This window comes from Sphingomonas panaciterrae (genome assembly GCF_036890205.1).
GTDB lineage: Bacteria > Pseudomonadota > Alphaproteobacteria > Sphingomonadales > Sphingomonadaceae > Sphingomonas > Sphingomonas panaciterrae.
Genome location: NZ_JAKNQR010000001.1, coordinates 761,072 through 780,821 on the forward strand (window position 1 = coordinate 761,072; position 19,750 = coordinate 780,821).

A 19,750-nucleotide genomic window follows, 5' to 3' on the forward strand; every position below is an offset into this window, starting at 1 on the left:
CCATGAAAAACAGGGTCGCTACCCAAGCTTGCCTCGCCGTCATGCCCGGCACATACCCCGCCTCGTCGCCAAGCACCAAGGTTCATGATGAAAGCTCTTCTCGCCGCGCTTCTTGCCTCCATCGCGCTTCCGGCTGCCGCGCAGGAGGCGGTTCTCGAATCCGCCCAGCCGCCCGCACCTGCCAATGCGGTCACCCCGCGTACCCCGCCCAAGCTGATCGTCGCGATTTCGGTGGACCAATTCTCCGCCAATCTCTTTGCGCAATATCGCAACCGCTTCACCGACGGCTTTGCGCGGCTGTTGCAGGGCGCGGTGTTCCCCGCGGGTTATCAGAGCCACGCCGCGACCGAGACGTGCCCCGGCCATTCGACGATCCTGACCGGGATGCGGCCGGGCCGCACCGGCATCATCGCCAACAACTGGATCAACCAGGACGCGCCGCGCGAGGACAAGGAAGTCTATTGCTCCGAGGATGAGCGGATCCCCGGGACCGACCACCGCAACTACAAGGTCGCGGATCTTCACCTGAAGGTGCCGACGCTGGGCGAGATGATGAAGGCGGCGAACCCCGCCAGCCGGGTCGTCTCGGTCGCGGGCAAGGATCGCGCCGCGATCATGATGGGCGGCCACAAGGTGGACGAATTGTGGTTCTGGGACGGCAAGGATTTCGTTTCCTATGACCAGCGTCCCGTGCCGCCAGCGGTGCAGCGCGGGCGCGAGGCAGTCGCCCGCCTGATCGCGCAGCCGCAGGAGCCGCTGGCGGTGCCCGCCTTCTGCCGGCCGCTGATGCAGCCGATCACGGTTGGCGGCCAGACGATCGGCGACGGTCGCTTTGCCCGCGCGGCAGGGGACTTGCGGGCGTTCCGCGGTTCCCCAGCGCTTGATGGGGCGGTGTTCGCGATCGCCGCCGGGCTGATCCAGGACATGAAGCTTGGCAAGGGCGATGCGCCCGACATCATCTCGATCGGCGCGTCGGCGACCGATTACGTCGGGCACGGCTATGGCCCGGGCGGCGGCGAGATGTGCCTGCAGATGGCGGAGCTCGACAAGACGCTCGGCGGCTTTTTCGCCGCGCTCGATTCTTGGGGGATCGACTATCAGGTGGTGCTGACCGCCGACCATGGCGGCCATGACGCGACCGAGCGGCAGCAGCAGCGCGGCATGCCGGGCGAGACGCGAGTCACCCCCGCGCTGTCGGTGCGCGACATCGGCGCCGAGATCGGCAAGCAGCTGCGTATCGCCGGACCGGTTCTGCTGGGTTCGGAAGGTGACGTCTATGTCTCCAACACGGTGCCGGCGAACCGCCGCAAGGCGGTGCTCGCCGAGGCGGTGAAGCGGATCAGCGCCTTCCCGCAGGTCGCCACCGTTCTGACCCGCGAGCAGATCGCGGCGGCGACGATCCCGGACCTGCCGCCCGAAGCCTGGACGCTGGAGCAGCGCGCCCACGCCTCCTACGATCCCGAACGCTCGGGCGACTTGCTGATCATGCTGAAGCCGCGCGTCAGCGGAATTGCGAAGCCGGGTCCGGGCTATGTCGCCACGCATGGCAGCCCGTGGGATTACGACCGCCGCGTGCCGATCCTGTTCTGGCGCAAGGGGATGGCCGGCTTTGAACAGCCGCAGTCGATCGAAACGGTGGACATCGTCCCGACGCTGGCCGCGACGATCAATCTGCCGGTAAAGGGGCTGGATGGCCGCTGCCTCGATCTGGACAGCGGGTCGGGCGACACCTGCCGCTAATCGACGGCGGAGCGCCGGCTGTCAGGGTGGCAGCCGGCGTTCTTCGCCCCCATCAGGGCTGGCGCACCTCATAGGCACGCACGCCGGCGCCGAGCTGATTGGTGCCGACCGCCAGCCGGTCACCGCTGACGTTGGCGACAAAGGCGGGGCTTTTCTGCTGCCCGGGCGCGAGGCTGGCGACATTGTCGTGGATGGAAAGGCCGGCCGCGCTGTATTTGCGCTGTTCGGCCGAGACCACGATCATGCCGCCCCAGTTTTCCTTGCGCGGTCCCTGCACGAAGGTGTTGCGCGCGATCTCCCCGGTGCCGCCCTCCGGCAGATCGATCATGTAATTGGTGCGGTTGCCGGCGCTGTCGTCGAAGCTGTTGTCGATGATGCGCACGCGCGGGGCGCGCAGCTTCACATAATGGCCGCCCTCCCCGCGCTCGAACCGCGAATTGGTGATCGTCACGCTGCCGCGGTTGGCGAGATAGATCGAATGGGCGCAATCCTCCGTCTCATGGCATTGGCCAAGGCCCGAGAAGGTCGAGCGATCGATCGTGACGCTGGCCGGATCGTCGGTCGCACCCAGGATCCCCTCCTGGCTGACGAGGAACATCGAGTTGCGCACCACCAGGTCGCCGATCTCGATGCGGATGCCCGCGCCATTGCCGTCCGGCACGCGGATGCCGCGGAAGACGAGGCCGTCGACGGTCGATCCGTTGCCGCGCAGCACCAGCGCCGCCTTCCCCTCGCACGCGCCCTCGAAGATCGCGGTACCGGGCTCCACCGCCTTGAACGTGACGCGCCCGGCCTGCTGGATCGCACATTCGCGGTAGGTGCCGGGCGCGATCAGCACGGTGAAGTCGCGCCCGCGATTGGCCTGAAGCGCATCATCCAGCGTTCCGTAGGCCTCGCCCGTCTCCGCCACCGTGAATGGCGCCGCGCGCTGCTGGCTGGCCACCGGGGCGGCGAGGAGAAGCGCAAGGAGGGCGGAAGCGGTGCGCATGGTCGGGTCCCTTTGTCGGTCACCGCGTCGGGCCGCGCGGCGGGCAGGCTCCCGGTGCGATAGTGGCGCGGGGCGGGCGGCGCAGCCCATGACGGCCACCCCCCTTGTCCCGTCGCGGCACGGCCGCAACGTGTCGCGTTTCCTGTTGCAACTGACTTAATCGCGCCCCACACATGAAGGAAACGCCGATTTCAAGAGACGGAGAGGCATCATGCAGAGCTATCTGAAACATTATATCGACGGCGCCTGGGTCGACAGCGAAGGCGGCAAGCGCCACGAAGTGATCGATCCCGCGACCGAGCAGCCCACCACCGAAATCACGCTGGGCAGCGAGGCGGACGTCAACAAGGCAGTGGCCGCCGCGAAGAAGGCGTTCAAGACCTGGTCGCAGTCGACGGTCGAGGACCGCATCGCGCTGCTCGAGCGGATCATCGCCGGCTACAAGGCACGCATCCCCGACCTGGCCGCTGCGACGAGCCGCGAAATGGGTGCGCCGATCTCCTTCGCCAACATGGCACAGGCACCCGCTGGCCTTGGCCATTTCATGGGCACGCTCGCCGCGCTGAAGGAATTCAGCTTCTCCGAACAGGCCGCCAAGGGCGCGCGCGTCGTCCATGAGCCGATCGGCGTCGTGGCGATGATCACGCCGTGGAACTGGCCGCTGAACCAGATCTGCGCCAAGGTCGCCCCGGCGCTGGCAGCGGGCAACACGATGGTTCTGAAGCCGTCGGAAGAAGCCCCTACCAACGCCATGATCCTGGCCGAGATTCTGGAAGAGGCTGGCGTGCCGGCGGGCGTGTTCAACCTGGTCAATGGTGACGGCCCGACGGTCGGCGCGGCGCTTTCGGCGCACAAGGACGTCGACATGGTGAGCTTCACCGGCTCGACCCGCGCAGGCGTTGCCGTCGCGACCGCGGCCGCCGCGACGGTCAAGCGCGTCCACCAGGAACTGGGCGGCAAGGCGCCGAACGTGGTGCTGGAAGGCGCGAAGCTGGGCGAAGTCCTGCCACCGACGCTCGCCGGCGTTATCGCCAACACCGGCCAGAGCTGCATCGCCCCTACCCGCCTCCTGGTCCACAAGAGCCAGGTGAACGAGGCCGAGGAGGTCGTGAAGGCGATCATGGAGGCGACCCAGGTCGACAGCCCCGACAAGCAGGGCGCGCACATCGGTCCGGTCGTCAACAAGGCCCAGTTCGAGAAGATCCAGGACCTGATCCAGTCGGCGCTCGACGAAGGCGCACGTCTCGTCACCGGCGGCGTGGGTCGTCCCGATGGCCGCAATGCCGGCTATTATGTGAAGCCGACCGTCCTCGCTGACGTGACCCCCGACATGCGCATCTATCGCGAGGAAACCTTCGGGCCCGTCGCGACGATCACCACCTATGAGGACAGCGAGCAGGCCGTCGAAATGGCCAACGACACCGATTACGGCCTGTCGGCGACCATCTCCGGCGATCCCGCCGAGGCGTCCAAGATCGCCGGCAAGCTGCGCGCGGGCCTTGTCACCATCAACGCCTGGGGACCGAACGGCGCAACGCCCTTTGGCGGCTACAAATCCTCGGGCAACGGCCGCGAGGGCGGCAAATGGGGCCTGACAGACTTCATGGAAGTGAAGACCATCATCGGCGAAAACGCCGCCTGATGAAAACAATCGCGGGCGTCTCCACACAAGGGGGCGCCCGTTTTCTTGAGGGGAGAGGAAAATGATCGTCAGTGTTCTGTACCCGAATCACGACGGGGCGAAGTTTGACGCGAGCTATTACAAGGCGAAGCACGCCGAGCTCGCCAAGGAGATCTGGCAGCCCGAGCGAGTCGAGCTGATCGAAGGCCAGGCGCCGGGCGGCGGGGCTGCGCCCTTTGCGCTGATCGCGCACTTCCATTTCGCCTCGCCCGAAAGCATGGGCCAGGCGATGGCCAATCCGCGCATCGGCGAGCTTCAGGCCGACGTGCCCAACTTCACCGACATCACGCCCACCATCATGGTTGGCCGGGCGCTCTGAGCGCCGGAGCCCCCGGTCGGCAAGGCGCCGGCTGGGGGCGTCCAGTCGATGCTGATTATCTGCGAATGCGGGCGCGACGATCGCTGCCACTGCAGTGCCCCTTAGACCTGTGAGCCGGGCCACTCCCTCCGGATAGGCGCAACGCCGCGCGACTGATCGGCCGCGACCACGGCTGTCTCGGTCAAGAGCCCGTTCGCGTCGAAGGCCGTGTGGCACATGAGAAAACACCGCCGCCGCTAGGAGCGACGACGGTGCGAAATCACTCAGGTTCGTGCGAGGATCAGCGACCCTGCGGCGGGGCCTCGGCACCCGGCATCGCAGCACCCGGCATGCCGGCCGCGCCGCCCATCTGCTGCTGCTGAAGCTGGCGGATCACCGCCTCAGGCAGGAAATCGAGCAGCTCGACATCGAACACGAGCGTGGAATTGCCCGGGATCGGCCCCTTGGTCTCAGCGCCATAGCCAAGCTCAGGCTTGATCCAGAAGCGGTACTTCGCCCCCTTCGGCATCAGCTTCAGGCCTTCGGAGAAGCCCGGAACGACGCCGGTGACGGGAAAGGGAGTCGGCTGCTGCGACTTGTCGAAAGTGGTGCCGTCGAGGAGCTTCCCCTCATACATCACCAGCGCAACGTCGGTGTCGGTCGGCTTCGCCCCCGAACCCGGCTCGATCACCTGATACTGAAGGCCGGACGGCGTCGTCACAACGCCCTTGGCACGGGCGTTGCGGGTAAGGAAATCATCCCCCTGCACCGCCAGCGCGGCCGCGGCCATGACCGCGGCGATGATGCCCACGATCAACCAGACGACATAGCTGCGCTTCACCGGAGCGATCGGAACAGCGGTAACGGTCGACATGGCGATCCCCGTAAAGGCCGGACGCGGTGTACCGCCCCCGGGTGGCAACATCAGATATGTTTGATCGAGTCGGCCAGCACTGTTGGCGGCGAGCCGACTCGAGAAAGCCGGTTCTTACCGGGCGCCGTCACGCTCGGCGCGCTTGCGCTCCAGCTTGCGCGCACGACGGACCGCAGCGGCACGCTCGCGAGCGCGCTTTTCCGACGGCTTCTCATAGTGGCGGCGCAACTTCATCTCGCGGTACACGCCTTCACGCTGCAGCTTCTTCTTGAGCGCACGCAGGGCCTGGTCGACGTTGTTGTCGCGAACGATGATCTGCATAAAACCGACACTTCTCCGAGATCTGAAACAGCCCGATTCCGTCAAACGGAAACGGCGGCACCAAGCATCGCCTGCGCCGTGAACCCGCTGCGTCTACCACCAGCCCGCCACCCGTGCAACCCGCTGGTCTGTGGCGATTACATCACAGCGCCAGACCCGCCCTTTTCGGCCGCCGATCACGCGGGTAGAGCGCGGGCATGACGCCGTTATCGCTGTACGACAGCCTGTCGCGCTCCCTGCGCGTGTTCGAACCGCTTGATCCGCAGCGCGGGGTGCGAGTCTATTCCTGCGGCCCGACCGTCTACAATTACGCGCATATCGGCAATCTGCGCGCTTATGTGTTCACCGACACGCTGTCGCGCACGCTGACGTGGAAGGGCTACGACCTGACCCATGTCATCAACATCACCGACGTCGGCCATTTGACGTCGGATGCCGACGCCGGTGACGACAAGATGGAAGCGGCCGCCCGCCGGGCGGGTCAGGACATTTGGGCGATCGCGCGCCATTATACCGACGCGTTCAAGCGCAACCTGGCGGATCTCAACATCCGCAGCCCGACTCACCTGCCGCTGGCGACCGATCACATCGCGGAGATGATCGATTTCGCCGCCGCGATCGAGGCGAAGCATTGCTACCGTCTAGAAAGCGGGCTGTACTTCGATGTGACGACGGTGCCGGATTATGGCCGTCTTGCGCGATTGAAGGACGATGCGGGAGAAAGCCGGATCGATCCGGTCGACGGCAAGCGCCATGCGCAGGATTTCGCGATCTGGCGCACCTCCGCGCCGGGCGAGAACCGCCAGATGGAATGGGATTCGCCGTGGGGCCGCGGCGCGCCGGGCTGGCATCTGGAATGTTCGGTGATGAGCCAGAAGTATCTGGGCGAATCGTTCGACATCCATACCGGCGGGATCGACCATCGCGAGATCCACCATCCCAACGAGATCGCGCAGAATCAGGCGCATTGCGACTGCGCCGACACGGGTGCCGCCTTCTGGATGCACAACAACTTCCTGGTCGAGCGGGCGGGCAAGATGAGCAAGTCGTCGGGAGAGTTCCTGACGCTGCAAGCGCTCGTGGACCGTGGCTACCATCCGCTGTCGTACCGGATGCTGTGCCTGCAGGCGCATTATCGCAGCGAGCTGGAGTTCTCGTGGGAGAATCTGGCCGCGGCACAGGTGCGATTGAAGCGGATGGTGCAGGCGATCGAAGGTTTGCGGTCGCGCGCGGACGGCCGGTCCAAGGGCTCTGCTGCCGAGTATCGCGCGCAGCTTGATGCCGCCATCTCCGACGATCTGGCAACGCCTCGCGTGCTGCCCGTGCTCGACGCGTTGCTGGGAGACAAGAAGGTGTCGGCCGGCGACCGGCTGGCTGCGATGGGTGACTTTGTCGAGGTTCTGGGCCTGCCGCTCGATACGCTGCGGCGCGAGGACATTCGCGTCCCGCCGTCCACGGCGACGATCACGGCGGAGGTGATCGAGGCACGGCTTGAGGAGCGCAAGGCAGCGCGCGCCGCGAAGGACTTTGCCGCGTCCGACGCGATTCGCGACGAGCTTGCGGCCGCCGGCGTCGAGGTGATGGACGGCGATCCGCTGGGCTGGGACTGGCGCGTGCCGGCCGCCTGAGCGGCCGGCCGTTTACTTCATCGGCTGGTCGCGCCGTGCGAGGATTGGCGGGATGACGGGGCGCTGTTGCTCTGTGAGTGACGCGGCCGCGGTGTCGATCGCGGCGACGCGCCGCTTCGTTGCCGGATGGGTGCGGCTGCGGAACAGCCCACCATCGATGTCGCCACCGCGCTGCTGCCAGAAGCGCGCGGCGGACGCCGAATCATAGCCGGCATTGTAGAGCAGGACGACGCCCAGTTGATCGGCCTCAAGCTCCGCCGCCTGCCCGAGGCTGGCGTTGCGGCCGATCTCGCCTAGCAGGCCGCCCTTTACGCCCGCCGCCTCCAGCCGGACGCGGTGGCGCAGGATGTTGTGGGCCAGTTCATGCGCGACGATCACGGCGACCTCGTCATCGCGATAGCGCTCAAAGAAGCGGACGCCGATCTGCACGACCTTGCCATCCGCCTGCGCCGTCATCGCGGGGCCGAGCAGAACCTCGAACCGGCTGCGACAGCCGGCGGGCGCGTTGATCGCGATGTCCCGTGCCTCGCCGCCGCCGCGCGTTACCGTAACGCGAACAGGTGACGCGGCCCCTTCCAGAAGCGAGAGCGCCAAATCGCGATCAACGCTGGAGGGCGGCGCAGTGGACGCGGTCAGCGCGCGCGGGCCGATCGACAGCAGGCCATCATCAGCGGAGACGCCCGCCGCCGCCGCGGGCGAGCCAGGCACCACGCCCTCTACGGCGATCGGGGCGGAGAAGCCGAACACCTGCCGTGCGGCAGGCTGGGTATCGCGATCATATTGGTTGATCGCATGAACCACCATGCCGGTCGCCGGCGCCTGATCCTGGCACAAGGGCGCGTTGGCAGTGACCAGGCGGTGCGCGATGGTGGCGAGGCGTAGATCGATCGCGCGCAGTGCTTCAAGGCTGGCGGCGTCGAGCCCCCCGGCCGGAGCGGGCATCGGGGCGGCGGTGGCGATGAGTAAGGCAATCACGCGTTGATGATAGGCGACCCCTGGATCACGCGCTATCACCCTTGTCCATGAAGGCTGTTCTCCCCGCGCTCGCCCGTCCGCTGCTGGAATCGCAGCTCCCGCACGATCTGGAGGTGGCATGGTGGTCCAGCCCCGCCGACGCCAAGGAGATGATCGGCGACGCGGAGATTGCCTGGGTGGACATGCAGCCGACGCGGCTGACCGAGGAAACGCTGCGCGCCGCGGGGCCGGCGCTGCGCTGGGTGACGACGATCTATGCCGGACTGGATGCCTTTCCGCTCGACACGCTGCGCGAACGCGAGGCGACGTTGACCAATGGCGTCGGGATCAATGCCATTGCGGTGGCGGAATATGCCGTGTTGGGCGTGTTGGCCGCGGCCAAGCGCTTCGACGAAGTGGTGCGCGCCCAGGATCGCGCCGAGTGGCTGCGCGACTCGCCGGGCAAGATCGAGCTTGCCGACACCAAGGCGATCATCATCGGCTATGGCGCGATTGGCCGCTTGATCGGCGAGCGGCTGGCGGCGTTCGGCGTTGAGGTGACGGGTGTCACCCGGTCCGGCAGCGACGGGACGCTGACCCCGGACGCATGGCGCGCGCAGCTGGGCGATTACGACTGGGTGATCCTGGCCGCGCCGTCGACCAGCGAGACGAAGGCGATGATCGGGGCGGCGGAGCTCGCGTCGATGAAGCGCGGTGCATGGCTGATCAACATCGCTCGCGGCGACATGATCGATGACGACGCGCTGCTGTCAGCATTGTCGAGCGGGTCGATCGGCGGCGCCTTCCTCGACCCGACGAACCCGGAGCCGCTGCCCGCGGATCATCCGCTGTGGACCGCGCCCAATTGCATGATCTCGATGCATCTGTCGGGCCGCAGCCAGACCAAGATGTTCCAGCGCGCAGCCGCTTTGTTCCTGCGCAACCTGGCCGCTTTCCGTGCGGGACAGCCGATGGAGAATGTCGCCGATCTCGACCGCGGCTATTGAGCCGCGGCAAAGGTCCGCGATCAGCCGATCAGGCCGCCCTCGTCGGCGGCCAGCACCCGACCCATGGCATCAAACAGATTGTCCATCGCGACGGGCTTGAAGATCACATCATCAGCGCCCGCCGCGAGACAGCGTTCGCGCAAGTCGACCGCGGTGTCGGCCGTCACCACGATGATGGGCACCCGGCCCTTCTGATCAGGGCGCGCGCGAATGTGACGAATCGCGGTGATACCATCCATGCCCGGCATGCGCAGATCGACGAGGAGCATGTCGAAATCCTGCCCATCGAGCAGCCGGAGCCCCTCTTCTGCGCTTTCCGCCTCGATCATGTCGGCACCCGCCACGTGAAGCATGTCGCGGACGACCCGACGATTCATCCTGTCGTCCTCGATGAAAAGGACGTTCATGGGCGTTTGCCGGAGGGGCAGTCTGATTGTTCCATTGCCGATACTATTATCGTCTCAAGCCGCCTCGGAGACAAGTCCAGTTGCGTTCTGTTCGGCTCCGAAAACGGCGTTAACCAAGTTATCCTTGGCGATGGGCTTTACGATGAACTGCGACACGCCTGATGCGGCAAGTGCGGACTGCTCTTCCTCGGCCATCGTCGGGCCGAGCAACGAGATCCTGGCGTGCGGGGCGGCTGCTGCGATCTCCTCCACCGCAGCCGCTGCATTCTCCACAGCTTGAAGCGTTGCATGATCGATCAGCACGACGGCGGGCTGGCGGTTGGCCAGTATTTCGGTTGCTTCGTTGGCGCTCGCTGCAAAGGCCACGGCGCCGCCGCGCGGCTCGAGCAGCGCCTTGAACATCGCGCGGGTGATGGGATTGCGGTCGATCACCAGCACACCCTCGCCTGCCGGCTGTGGTAAAGCCTCCTCCGCGGGCGCGGCGGGTTGATACGGCAACTCGAGCGTGAAGGTCGCTCCCTGGCCCTCTTCGCTGGAGACGGTGACGTCGCCCCCCATCGCGCGCGACAGGTTGCGGCAGATCGACAGGCCCAGCCCCGTGCCGCCGAACTGGCGCGTCGTGCCCGTATCGGCCTGTCGAAACGGTTCGAAGATGATCTCGTGCTTGTCAGGGGCGATACCGATCCCGGTATCGGCGACGGTCAGCCGCCAGCGATCGCCGTGCACCGCGGCCTCGACCCGCACCGAGCCGGCGGGCGTGAACTTCACCGCATTGGAAAGCAGGTTGAAGATGATCTGGCGCAAGCGCATGCCGTCGACCAGCGCCCATTGCGGCGCATCGGCAATGGCGAGGTCAAACGTCAGCTTCTTGTCGCGCGCGGGGCCGACCCACAATTGGCCCGCTTCCTCGAGCACGCGCCGGATATCGGTCGGCGCTTCCTCCAACGTCATCTTGCCCGTTTCGATCTTGGCGACGTCGAGTATGTCGTCGACCAGTGCCCGCATCGTGATGCCCGCGCCCTGAACGACAGACAGCCGATCGCGTGTCGGCGCATCCAGCCGCTCGTCGGCGAGCATCACCTGCGTCATGCCGAGGATGCCGTTGAGCGGGGTACGGATCTCGTGGCTGGTGGTCGCGAGGAACTCGGTCTTCGCCGTGAGTGCCTTGCCGAGCGCGATATTGGTTCGCGCGAGCGCGTTACGGCTGCGCCGGATGGTGATCAGGCCGAATGCCAGCAGGCCGATGATCAGGAGCGTCGTTGCGCCCACCCCGAGCGTGATCCATTGTTGCGTCTGCGTGCGTGCGCGTTCAAACGCGACGGTCTTCTGGAGATCGGCCGCTTTCAACTGGGCGATGCGCAGTTCCTGATTGGCGAAGTCGAACCGCGCCGCGGCGATTGCGGCACTGTTGGAGCGCGCGGTCTCGGTTGCGAGATCATCGAGCCGCTTCAGCGCGGCCAGGTGCTGGAGGGCGAGATCGCTGCGGCCCGCCTTTGAGTAGATCTTGTACGCAACATCATGTGCCTGACGGTCAGGAGACAGCGTGGCGGTGAGATCCGTCCCGGCGAAGCGCTGCGAGATCAGCCGCTCGGCGGTACCGACCGCACCACGCCGTATTGCCGCATCTGCCGCAAGAACGACAAAGCTGGGATGATAGGAGGATGCTCCAGGTTGGCGCGTTAAGGCCAGACCTTCATCGATGGCGTCATCCGCGCTCACGGTCTTGCCACGATCAAGCCGGACATCAGCAATATTTGTCAGGGCTTGAGCATATACCAGCTTGCTCTTCATCTGCGCTGCGTAGTGCAGAGCTTTTCCGAATTCCGCCTCGGCCTGGGCCAACCGGCCGAGATCCTTGAGAGCAAGGCCGCGACCATTATGGATCGACACCAACAAGCCTGGGTCGCCGCGGTAAACCTCCAACGCTTGATCGAAATAGCGCAACGCCGTCGCATGGTCTTTGCCAATCGAGTGAACGACGGCGAGCATGATCAGCGCTTTTGCGCGCCCGCGCGTGTCGCCCAATTCGCGGAACATGTCGTGCGCTCGGCGCAGATCGTCGAGCGCACGAGCCAATTTGCCCGTCGCATACAGAACACCGCCCTCTGAGAGGAGAATGTCGGCATTCAACTGTGATCTCGGCGCAGTGCGCTCAACGAGGACGCGGGCGGCTGCAAGGTCCTGCTCCGCAGCCTGGTGTTGGATGATACGGCTCCTCGCCTCCCCGCGCAGCCATCGCGTAGTCGCCTCCATGTGCGGCGACTTGGCCCGCCGGGCGTAATCCAATGCGGCAGACGCTTGATCGACGGCACTCGCGGGATCCGTCAGTATCTCCGCCTTGATCCCCGCGATCATGACGTCAAATCGCGCGTCGCGCGTCGACGCTGCAAGCGCAGTTCCCGCGAGAAGCAGCGGGAGGATGCTTGCGACAATGCGGGCCAGGAAGCCCCGCGTCATCACCCGCGCTTCCACGCCGTCGCCAACCCGTTGAATGAAGCGCGGCTATCTCGCGAGACATGATGGTGCTGGTCCTCCTCAAGGAAGGCCATCAGCGCCGGCAGCGCGACCGGGCGACTGATGAGGAATCCCTGCACCATGTCACACCCCATGACGGTCAGTAAGGCGAGAGCCGCATGCGTTTCCACGCCTTCGGCGACGACCTCCATCTCCAGGGCATGCGCCAGGTCGATCGTCGAGCGCACGATGAGGGGATCGCGGTTCGAGCTGGTCAGCTGCGTGACGAAGAGCTTGTCGATCTTCAGCTCCCGAGCCGGCAGCTGCTTCAGATACGCCAAGCTCGACAGGCCGGCGCCGTAATCGTCGATTGCGACGATGATGCCAATGTCGGCGAAGCGTTGCAGGTTGGCGATCGCCGATTCGGGATCGCGGATGACGGAGGTTTCGGTCACCTCGAACCCGAGCTTGGCGTCCGCCTCGGCAACGAGCCGGCAGGTGGCATCGACGAAGGCCTGATCGGCAAGCAGCTGACCCGAGATATTGATGAAGATGCGCAGGTCATGCCCGGCAGCGAGCAGCGTGCGCTGATCGTCGATCGCGCGGCGAATGGTCCACAGCGTTAGCAGGTCGATGACCTCGCCGTCCTCTGCCGCGCCGATGAAGTCGCCCGGCAGCACGAGGCCGCGCTCGGGATGGTGCCAGCGTACAAGTGCTTCGGCGCTACTGATCTCCTGCCGCCGAACGTGGATCTTCGGCTGATAGGCGAGCAGCAGCTGATCCTCGGCAATCGCCGTGCGCAGTTCATCCGCCACGCGGCGAATGTCACGCGCTTCCGGGCCCACCAGATCATGCCGCACCGGCGAGTGTGCCGACCGGGCCTCGACCAGCGCCGCCTCTGCCTCCTCAACCAGCCTGAGTTCATCGGTTTGCGGCACGCGGCCAGCCGCTGCGCCGAACACGACATCGACCTGATACATTTCGCCGTCCAGATCGAACATCGGCTCACACAGATCGCGCAGGCGATCCAACGTCTCATCCAGGTCCGCCGCTCGACCGCCCTCGAACGCAATCTCGATGCTGGTTCTGCCGGTAACGAGAAGGCGCAGATCAGGCAGCGCAGCCTCAATGCGGGATTGGACATCGGTGATCAGGAGATCGGCGCGCGCGCAGCCAAGATGCCGTCTGACACGCGCGAAATTGGCAATCTCCGCGAGGACCAGAAACCGCCAGGCGGGACGTTGCGCCGCCAAAGCGGAAAGCGTTGCCAGCGCCTGCTCTCGCGACGCGGGGACTTCGGGTTGTGAGCCGGGGCCAGCCATACCGTGCCGCAGCTAGCGCACCATGCCTAAACATACCTTTAATCACCGTCCAAAGTCGGGACGATCAAGATGGGCCGAATGAATGCGCTTGTGATATGGTAAACAAATCGTTAAATCACAGCATGCACCGTCAAAGGTGCTAAAAAACTAGGGAGTTCAACATGCTCGCTTTCATCATCGCGCTGATCTACGGCACCGAAATCAAGCCCTGGTAAGGGTTTCGTTCGGTCAGGTTGATCGGCAGAACTGCGGCTAGGCAGTATTTTTCCGATCAACAGCCGGACTGGTTCGCATTTGCGGACCAACACATGTTAAGATTAGCGTCTTGCGCTAATGGAACAGGGAGCCCTCATCGTCAGCGATGGGGGCTTTTTCCTGTCTTGTGCAGGTGACCGGCCTGGTTCGGCCGGTGCATCAGCCGCCCTCGGGCAGAAGAACGGCGCTCCGCCAGACGACATGAAAAGAAGACGTGCCGTGCAATGCGGGAGGGGTCGTTCTCGGGCGTGCCCTCAGCCGCGCGGATGAGCGTGTCGGTAGACGTCGAGAAGGTGCGCCGCATCGACCGCGGTATAGATCTGAGTCGAACTCAGGCTGGCGTGACCAAGCAATTCCTGTAGCGCGCGCAGATCCGCGCCCCGGCCCAGCAAATGAGTCGCGAACGAATGCCGCAGCGCGTGCGGCGTCGTTCGGTTGGGCAAGCCCAGCGCGCCGCGCGCCGCCCTTACCTTTGCACGCACTACGCCGGGCGACAGTGGCCCGCCCCGTTGCCCGCGGAACAAGGGTGATTCACGGTCGATCGGCCAAGGGACGGCGGCCAGATAGGCGTCGAGCGCACTGCGGACCGGGGGGATCAACGGCACGATGCGTTGCTTGTCGCGTTTCCCGGTGACGCGGATCGTCTCTCCCAGCGGCAGGACGGCGCCCGTGAGCCCCAGCGCCTCCCCGATTCGCAGCCCCGCCCCGTAGAGCAGGAGCAGCAAGGCCCAGTCGCGCTGGCCGATCCATGGCTCTGCCGCGCCCTCCGCCACTTCTTCCGCAAGCGCGACTGCCTCATGCGGCGCAACGGCGCGCGGCACGCCCTTGCGTACTCGAGGGCCCTTGAGCATCGGGACGCCGCTGGCGCCGGTGCCCCATTCCAAGAAAGCCCGCGCCGCCGACAATTCGCGCGCCGCCGAGGCGTTGGAAAGCCCCTCGCCCCGGCGCCGCGCGAGGAAAGCGCGAAGGTCCGCGGGCGTCAGGCCGGCGAGTTCCGCGCGACCGACCGGCATGCCGAGATGATCCTGCAGGAAGTCCACCAGGCGCTGTGCCGTGGCGCGATACGCCCGGACCGTGTGGATCGAGCGGCGTCTGTCCCGAATCAGATGCTCGGCGAAGCGGGCGGGCAGGTCTTCCACCGCAAAACCGTATCACCTGCTTTCCTCCGAGTCGCCTGCGCCCCATATGCGCAGGCCGATGTCCCGTGCCCGTGTCCTCCTCCTCAATGCTGCCCTTGGCCCGCTGGATTACCGAGTGCCGCATGGCATGTCGGTCGAGCCAGGGTCGATTGTCGTCGCGCCGCTCGGGCCCCGGCAGCTGGTCGGGGTGGTGTGGGAGCCGGAGCGGATGCCGTCCGATGCGGAGGTGGGCGACAATCGCCTGCGTAACCTGCTGGCCGTTGCCGACGCGCCACCACTACGCCTGGCGCTCCGCCGGCTGATCGAATGGACGGCGGATTATTATCTCGCGCCGCCAGCGTCTGTGCTGCGCATGGCGCTTTCCTCAACGTCCGCGCTGGAGGGATCGCGGCTGGCGACGGAATATCGCGCGACAGGACACCGGCCAGAGCGGATGACCCCGCAGCGCGAGCAGGCGCTGGAGCGGATCGGGGATCGTCAGGGCCTGATCCGCGAACTCGCGACCATGGCCGATGTATCGGACGGGGTGATTCGCGGGCTGGTGAAGCTGGGGGCGATCGAGAGTGTCGAGGTTGATATCGACAGCCCCTTTCCGGTGCCGGCCCCCGATTTTGCTGCCCCCGTCCTGTCCGAGAACCAGCGTGCGGCCGCTGATTCGCTCGTCGGCGATGTGGCTGCCGGGGCGTTTCGTCCCACATTGCTCGATGGTGTAACCGGATCGGGCAAGACGGAGGTTTATTTCGAGGCGGTCGCCGAGGCGCTGCGCCGGGGGCGTCAGGTGCTGGTGCTGTTGCCCGAGATTGCGCTGACCGAGCCGTTCCTTCGGCGGTTCCACGACCGCTTCGGCTGCGAGCCAGTCCCCTGGCACTCCGGCTTGCGATCGACGCAGCGGCGGCGCGCGTGGCGCGCCATCGCCAGCGGCGAAGCCCGGGTTACCGTGGGCGCGCGATCGGCCTTGTTCCTGCCCTATGCCGATCTGGGGCTGATCGTCGTCGACGAAGCTCATGAGACGAGCTTCAAACAGGAAGATGGCGTTCATTATCACGCGCGCGATGTGGCGGTGATGCGCGGCAAGTTCGAGCAATGCCCGGTGATCCTCGCGTCCGCCACGCCAGCGATCGAGACACGGCAGCAAGTGACGCTGGGCAATTATGCCGAGGTGAAGTTGCCGGGGCGGTTCGGTGCGGCGACCATGCCGGCGATCGAGGCGATCGACCTGCTGGAGCACAAGCCGGATCGGGGCCGCTGGATCGCGCCGCCGCTGGTGAAGGCGATCGAGGAGACGCTTGAGCGGGGCGAGCAGTCGTTGCTGTTCCTGAACCGCCGCGGCTATGCGCCGCTGACGCTCTGCCGACATTGCGGGCATCGTTTCCAATGCCCGAATTGTACCGCCTGGATGGTGGAGCATCGCCTGACGCGGCGGCTCGCGTGCCACCATTGCGGCCATGTCGAACCGATCCCGCGCGCCTGCCCGGAATGTGGGGAAGAGGACAGCCTGGTTGCGTGTGGGCCCGGGGTGGAACGGATCGCTGATGAGGCGACGGCGCTGTTTCCGGACGCACGAGTGGCGATCGTCACGTCCGACACGATCTGGTCACCGGCTAAGGCCGCCGAGTTCGTCGCGCGGATGGAGGCGGGCGCGATCGACATCGTGGTCGGCACGCAATTGGTGACCAAGGGCTATCACTTCCCCAACCTGACGCTGGTCGGCGTGATCGACGCGGATCTGGGGCTGGAGGGCGGCGATCTGCGCGCGGCGGAGCGGACATTTCAGCAGATCCGGCAGGTGTCGGGCCGGGCCGGGCGTGGCGAGAAGCCGGGCCGCGTGTTTATCCAGACTCATTCGCCCGGGGCGCAGGTGATGCAGGCGCTGATCACCGGGGATGCGGATGCCTTTTACGCCGCGGAGGTGGAGGCGCGGCAGGATGCCGGGGCGCCGCCGTTCGGGCGCTATGCGGCGATCATCGTGTCGAGCGAGGATAGCGCCGCGGCGCAGGAAACGGCGCGGCTGATCGGGCGGAGCGCGCCGAAGGTGGAGGGGATGCATGTCTATGGCCCAGCCCCCGCCCCGCTTGCGATGCTGCGCGGGCGGCATCGGTTCCGGCTGCTGGTGCATGCCAAGCGCACGCTGGACGTGCAGGACGTGATTCGCGACTGGCTGGGGGCACTCGACTGGCCCATCAAGGTGCGGGTGGCAGTGGACGTCGACCCGTACAGTTTCCTCTAGCCGCCGTCAGGTGCGAGGGCGGCGCAGGACGATGTAGAGCGCGCCCTGCCCGCCATGACGAGGGTGCGCGTTGCGAACCGCGGCGATGGCGGAGGCGTGGCGGGAGCCGGCCAGCCAGTCGCCGATCGCAGCGCGAATCGCACCGCGGGCGTGGGGGCGTTCGCTCTCGGGGCGGGGCGGTTTTCCGGTCACCAGAAGCACCACCCGGTCGCCGTGGGCGATCGATCGGGCGAGTGCGCCGTCGAGCATGTCATAGGCGGAATGGAGCGTGTGGCCGTGGAGGTCGATGGTCGCGTCGGGGCTGACCAGGCCGCGCGACAGACGCTTGTCCCAGCCGCCATCCAGGGTGACGCCCGGCCCCGGGCGCGCGGGCGGCGGGGTCTTGGCGGGGGTAATCGGCCTGTTTGCGGAGACTTTTGGCCTGCGATCAACCGGTGCCGGCCCCGGCACCGGACGCGGCACGATCGTCACCGCCGCCGCGCGCAGCGGACGGACGGTGGCCATCACCCGCGCCCAGAGCGCGGCCTCATCGGGATCAAGGGCGCGCGACACCGATCCGGGCCAGCGTGCCCACCGGCACCAGCAGGAATGCGGTGCCGCGTGCGCTCATCCCGCCGGCGATCGCGCGGGCCTCGTCGCCAGCGCCCCAGAAGGTGTCGAAGCGGTTGGTGCCCTTGATCGCGCCGCCGGTATCCTGCGCCACCCAGAGGCCAGTCGCGTCGGTGCGGTCCATCGACAGGAACACCGGCGCGCCGAGCGGCACGAAGCGCACGTCAGCGGCGACCGTCGCCTGATCGGAGACCGGCAGGCCCATCGCGCCGAGCGGTGGCCCGTCGAGTTCGCGGAAGAAGACGTAGCTCTTGTTCTCGCGCATGATCTCCCGCCCCTGCGCGGGATTGGCGTGGAGCCAGGCGACGATGCCCTGCATGCTCGCCTCGCCGCGGCCGATCAGCCCTCGATCGAGCATCAGCTTGCCGATGCCGGTATAATCGCGGCCGTTCTGCGTTTCATAGCCGATCCGCAGCACCTGGCCGTCGGGCATGCGGACGAGGCCCGAGCCCTGCACCTGAAGGAAGAACAGCTCCACCGGATCGACGGCATAGCCGAGGATCCGCGCCTTACCGGAAAGCGCGCCTTCCTCGATCATGGTGCGATCGTAATAAGGCACGAAATTGGTGCCTTCGACGCGGCCGCGAATCTTCTTGCCCTTCAGCGCCTCGGAAAACTGGCCGAGATCGACATCGACGAGATCGCTGGGGCGGCCGTAGATCGGCGCATAGCCCGGGCGGTGCGTGCGCGAGCCGGCGATTTCAGGGATGTAATAGCCGGTGGCGAATGCCTTGCCGTCGCCGACCTGCACGGTTTCGAACCAGCGGGTGAAGAAATCGCGCGGGTCGCCGCCACGCGCCGCGGCGTCACAGGCGGGTTTCCAGTCGGCGCCGCGCGTCAGCCCGGTGGGGTCGGTGCGGCGGACCAGCGAGGGGCAGCTGATGCGGAAGGCGGCCAGCGCGCGGGCCGCGGCATCGCGGGTGATCGGCAGGCCGGCGACCGAAGGCCCCGCCGCAAGGCCGGCAGCGACGGCAGTGGTGGCACCAGCGTTGGTCGTGGCCGGCAGCGGCGCCATCGGCGTCGCGGGCGTGGGCTGGCGCACCGGGCCGCTGGTGCGCGGTGGCTGTTGCTGGGACGTGCCGCGCGGCGGCGCCGAACCCGGCGTTGGCGGCACGACGCCGCCGACACAGGCCGACAGCGCCAGCGCCGCGGCCAGCGTAATCCCCCCCCGAAGATGCATCACGCTTCGTCGGTGTCCGACAGCTTCCAGTTGGGATCGCTGCTGCGCAGCGTGCGGGCGAAGGTCCAGATGTCGTGGGTTTCGAGCGCGTCGCTGGTCGAGCCGGCGATCACATTGCCCTCCGCATCGCGCGTCACCGCGGCGATCAGCGCGTCGAAGCGAACGGTGATTCGTGCTTCCTTACCCTGCAGCGAGGCACCCGTGATGGTCGCCTTGTCGATCGACACCAGTCGATTGTCGAGCACCTGCCCCGCGGCCTGGCGCGCAGCGATCGCATCGCTGAACGCACGGCCGACATCGGGCGAGACGAGATCGCGGAGCGTATCCTCGTCACCCTTCCAGAAGGCCTCCAGAATCATGCGGTACGCCGCCTGCGCGCCATCGACGAAGCGATTGACGTCAAAGCCCTGTTCGGCCGCGATGATCGCGCGAATGCCAGGCTCGGCATTACCCTCGAAAGGCTTCACCACCGGCTCACGCGGTTCGGCGGTCGTTTCCACGGCGCGCGGCAATGCACTGGCCACGACGCGGTCCTCCGCCGGCTTGGGCAATGGCTGCTCATGTCCCGTACGCTTGCCCAGCACCGAATAGAGCCGGAGCGCAAGGAATGCCGCAACCATCGCAAGAAGGACTATGTAGAACACCCGACCTCCGATACGCTAAGGT

17 protein-coding genes are annotated in these 19,750 nt (G+C 66.5%); 6 read left to right on the forward strand and 11 right to left on the reverse strand.

Annotated elements, in window-relative coordinates:
* The first annotated feature begins 87 nt into the window (after window positions 1-87).
* Window positions 88-1,740 carry an alkaline phosphatase family protein gene (locus L8F96_RS03745; RefSeq protein WP_334655630.1) on the forward strand — a complete coding sequence of 551 codons (1,653 nt, stop codon included), beginning with the start codon at window positions 88-90 and terminating at the stop codon, window positions 1,738-1,740.
* 52 nt (window positions 1,741-1,792) lie between these two features.
* On the opposite strand, the gene L8F96_RS03750 is transcribed toward L8F96_RS03745, so the two are convergent.
* Window positions 1,793-2,728: a right-handed parallel beta-helix repeat-containing protein gene (locus L8F96_RS03750; protein ID WP_334655125.1), complete on the reverse strand. Its 936-nt coding sequence runs from the start codon at window positions 2,726-2,728 to the stop codon at window positions 1,793-1,795.
* 211 nt (window positions 2,729-2,939) lie between these two features.
* Between L8F96_RS03750 and L8F96_RS03755 the strand changes: the two genes are divergently transcribed.
* Both L8F96_RS03755 and L8F96_RS03760 read left to right on the forward strand, forming a co-directional pair.
* On the forward strand, window positions 2,940-4,370 hold the full coding sequence (locus tag L8F96_RS03755; protein WP_046409245.1) for an aldehyde dehydrogenase family protein: 1,431 nt from the start codon (window positions 2,940-2,942) through the stop codon (window positions 4,368-4,370).
* Between the two features lie 61 nt (window positions 4,371-4,431).
* Window positions 4,432-4,728: an EthD family reductase gene (locus L8F96_RS03760; protein WP_046409244.1), complete on the forward strand. Its 297-nt coding sequence runs from the start codon at window positions 4,432-4,434 to the stop codon at window positions 4,726-4,728.
* A gap of 280 nt (window positions 4,729-5,008) precedes the next feature.
* On the opposite strand, the gene L8F96_RS03765 is transcribed toward L8F96_RS03760, so the two are convergent.
* Both L8F96_RS03765 and rpsU read right to left on the reverse strand, forming a co-directional pair.
* On the reverse strand, window positions 5,009-5,581 hold the full coding sequence (locus L8F96_RS03765) for an FKBP-type peptidyl-prolyl cis-trans isomerase (RefSeq protein WP_046409243.1): 573 nt from the start codon (window positions 5,579-5,581) through the stop codon (window positions 5,009-5,011).
* Window positions 5,582-5,695: 114 nt separating this feature from the next.
* Complete coding sequence (rpsU, locus tag L8F96_RS03770; RefSeq protein ID WP_007404630.1) at window positions 5,696-5,902, reverse strand: 30S ribosomal protein S21; 207 nt, start codon at window positions 5,900-5,902, stop codon at window positions 5,696-5,698.
* A gap of 197 nt (window positions 5,903-6,099) precedes the next feature.
* On the opposite strand from rpsU, the gene cysS reads away from it, so the two are divergent.
* A complete protein-coding gene (gene cysS, locus L8F96_RS03775; protein ID WP_334655126.1) occupies window positions 6,100-7,530 on the forward strand; it encodes a cysteine--tRNA ligase in 1,431 nt (476 codons plus the stop codon).
* 12 nt (window positions 7,531-7,542) lie between these two features.
* Here cysS and L8F96_RS03780 read toward each other — a convergent pair whose 3' ends face one another.
* Window positions 7,543-8,505 (reverse strand): M48 family metallopeptidase, encoded by a 963-nt coding sequence (locus tag L8F96_RS03780; RefSeq protein ID WP_334655127.1) that lies wholly within the window; start codon window positions 8,503-8,505, stop codon window positions 7,543-7,545.
* 47 nt (window positions 8,506-8,552) lie between these two features.
* Between L8F96_RS03780 and L8F96_RS03785 the strand changes: the two genes are divergently transcribed.
* Entirely contained in the window at window positions 8,553-9,491 is a 939-nt protein-coding gene (locus L8F96_RS03785) for a D-2-hydroxyacid dehydrogenase (RefSeq protein WP_334655129.1), read from the forward strand.
* Window positions 9,492-9,511: 20 nt separating this feature from the next.
* Here the strand turns inward: L8F96_RS03785 and L8F96_RS03790 are convergent, their stop codons facing one another.
* The 4 genes from L8F96_RS03790 to L8F96_RS03805 form a co-directional block, all read right to left on the reverse strand.
* The gene (locus L8F96_RS03790) at window positions 9,512-9,898 is read right to left on the reverse strand and encodes a response regulator (protein WP_046409240.1); all 387 of its coding nucleotides are present in this window, start codon (window positions 9,896-9,898) and stop codon (window positions 9,512-9,514) included.
* Window positions 9,899-9,952: 54 nt separating this feature from the next.
* On the reverse strand, window positions 9,953-12,355 hold the full coding sequence (locus tag L8F96_RS03795; protein WP_334655131.1) for a sensor histidine kinase: 2,403 nt from the start codon (window positions 12,353-12,355) through the stop codon (window positions 9,953-9,955).
* Window positions 12,355-13,674, reverse strand: coding sequence for an EAL domain-containing protein (locus L8F96_RS03800; protein ID WP_082102968.1), 1,320 nt, complete (start codon window positions 13,672-13,674; stop codon window positions 12,355-12,357). The genes L8F96_RS03795 and L8F96_RS03800 overlap by 1 nt, the downstream gene beginning before the upstream one ends.
* 509 nt (window positions 13,675-14,183) lie before the next feature.
* Window positions 14,184-15,068, reverse strand: a complete 885-nt coding sequence (locus L8F96_RS03805) for a tyrosine-type recombinase/integrase (protein ID WP_334655132.1) — start codon at window positions 15,066-15,068, stop codon at window positions 14,184-14,186.
* Between the two features lie 58 nt (window positions 15,069-15,126).
* Here L8F96_RS03805 and L8F96_RS03810 point away from each other — a divergent pair, with 58 nt between their 5' ends.
* Window positions 15,127-17,295 (forward strand): primosomal protein N', encoded by a 2,169-nt coding sequence (locus L8F96_RS03810; protein ID WP_334655133.1) that lies wholly within the window; start codon window positions 15,127-15,129, stop codon window positions 17,293-17,295.
* Between the two features lie 6 nt (window positions 17,296-17,301).
* Here the strand turns inward: L8F96_RS03810 and L8F96_RS03815 are convergent, their stop codons facing one another.
* From L8F96_RS03815 to L8F96_RS03825, 3 genes are read right to left on the reverse strand one after another with little or no spacing between them, the layout of a single operon-like run.
* Window positions 17,302-17,799, reverse strand: coding sequence for a Smr/MutS family protein (locus L8F96_RS03815; protein WP_125944298.1), 498 nt, complete (start codon window positions 17,797-17,799; stop codon window positions 17,302-17,304).
* 31 nt (window positions 17,800-17,830) lie between these two features.
* Window positions 17,831-19,084, reverse strand: coding sequence for a murein transglycosylase A (gene mltA / locus L8F96_RS03820; RefSeq protein ID WP_334655134.1), 1,254 nt, complete (start codon window positions 19,082-19,084; stop codon window positions 17,831-17,833).
* Entirely contained in the window at window positions 19,084-19,728 is a 645-nt protein-coding gene (locus L8F96_RS03825; protein WP_136450662.1) for a Tim44/TimA family putative adaptor protein, read from the reverse strand. Before L8F96_RS03825 ends, mltA begins: the two co-directional genes overlap by 1 nt.
* Between the last annotated feature and the right edge of the window lie 22 nt (window positions 19,729-19,750).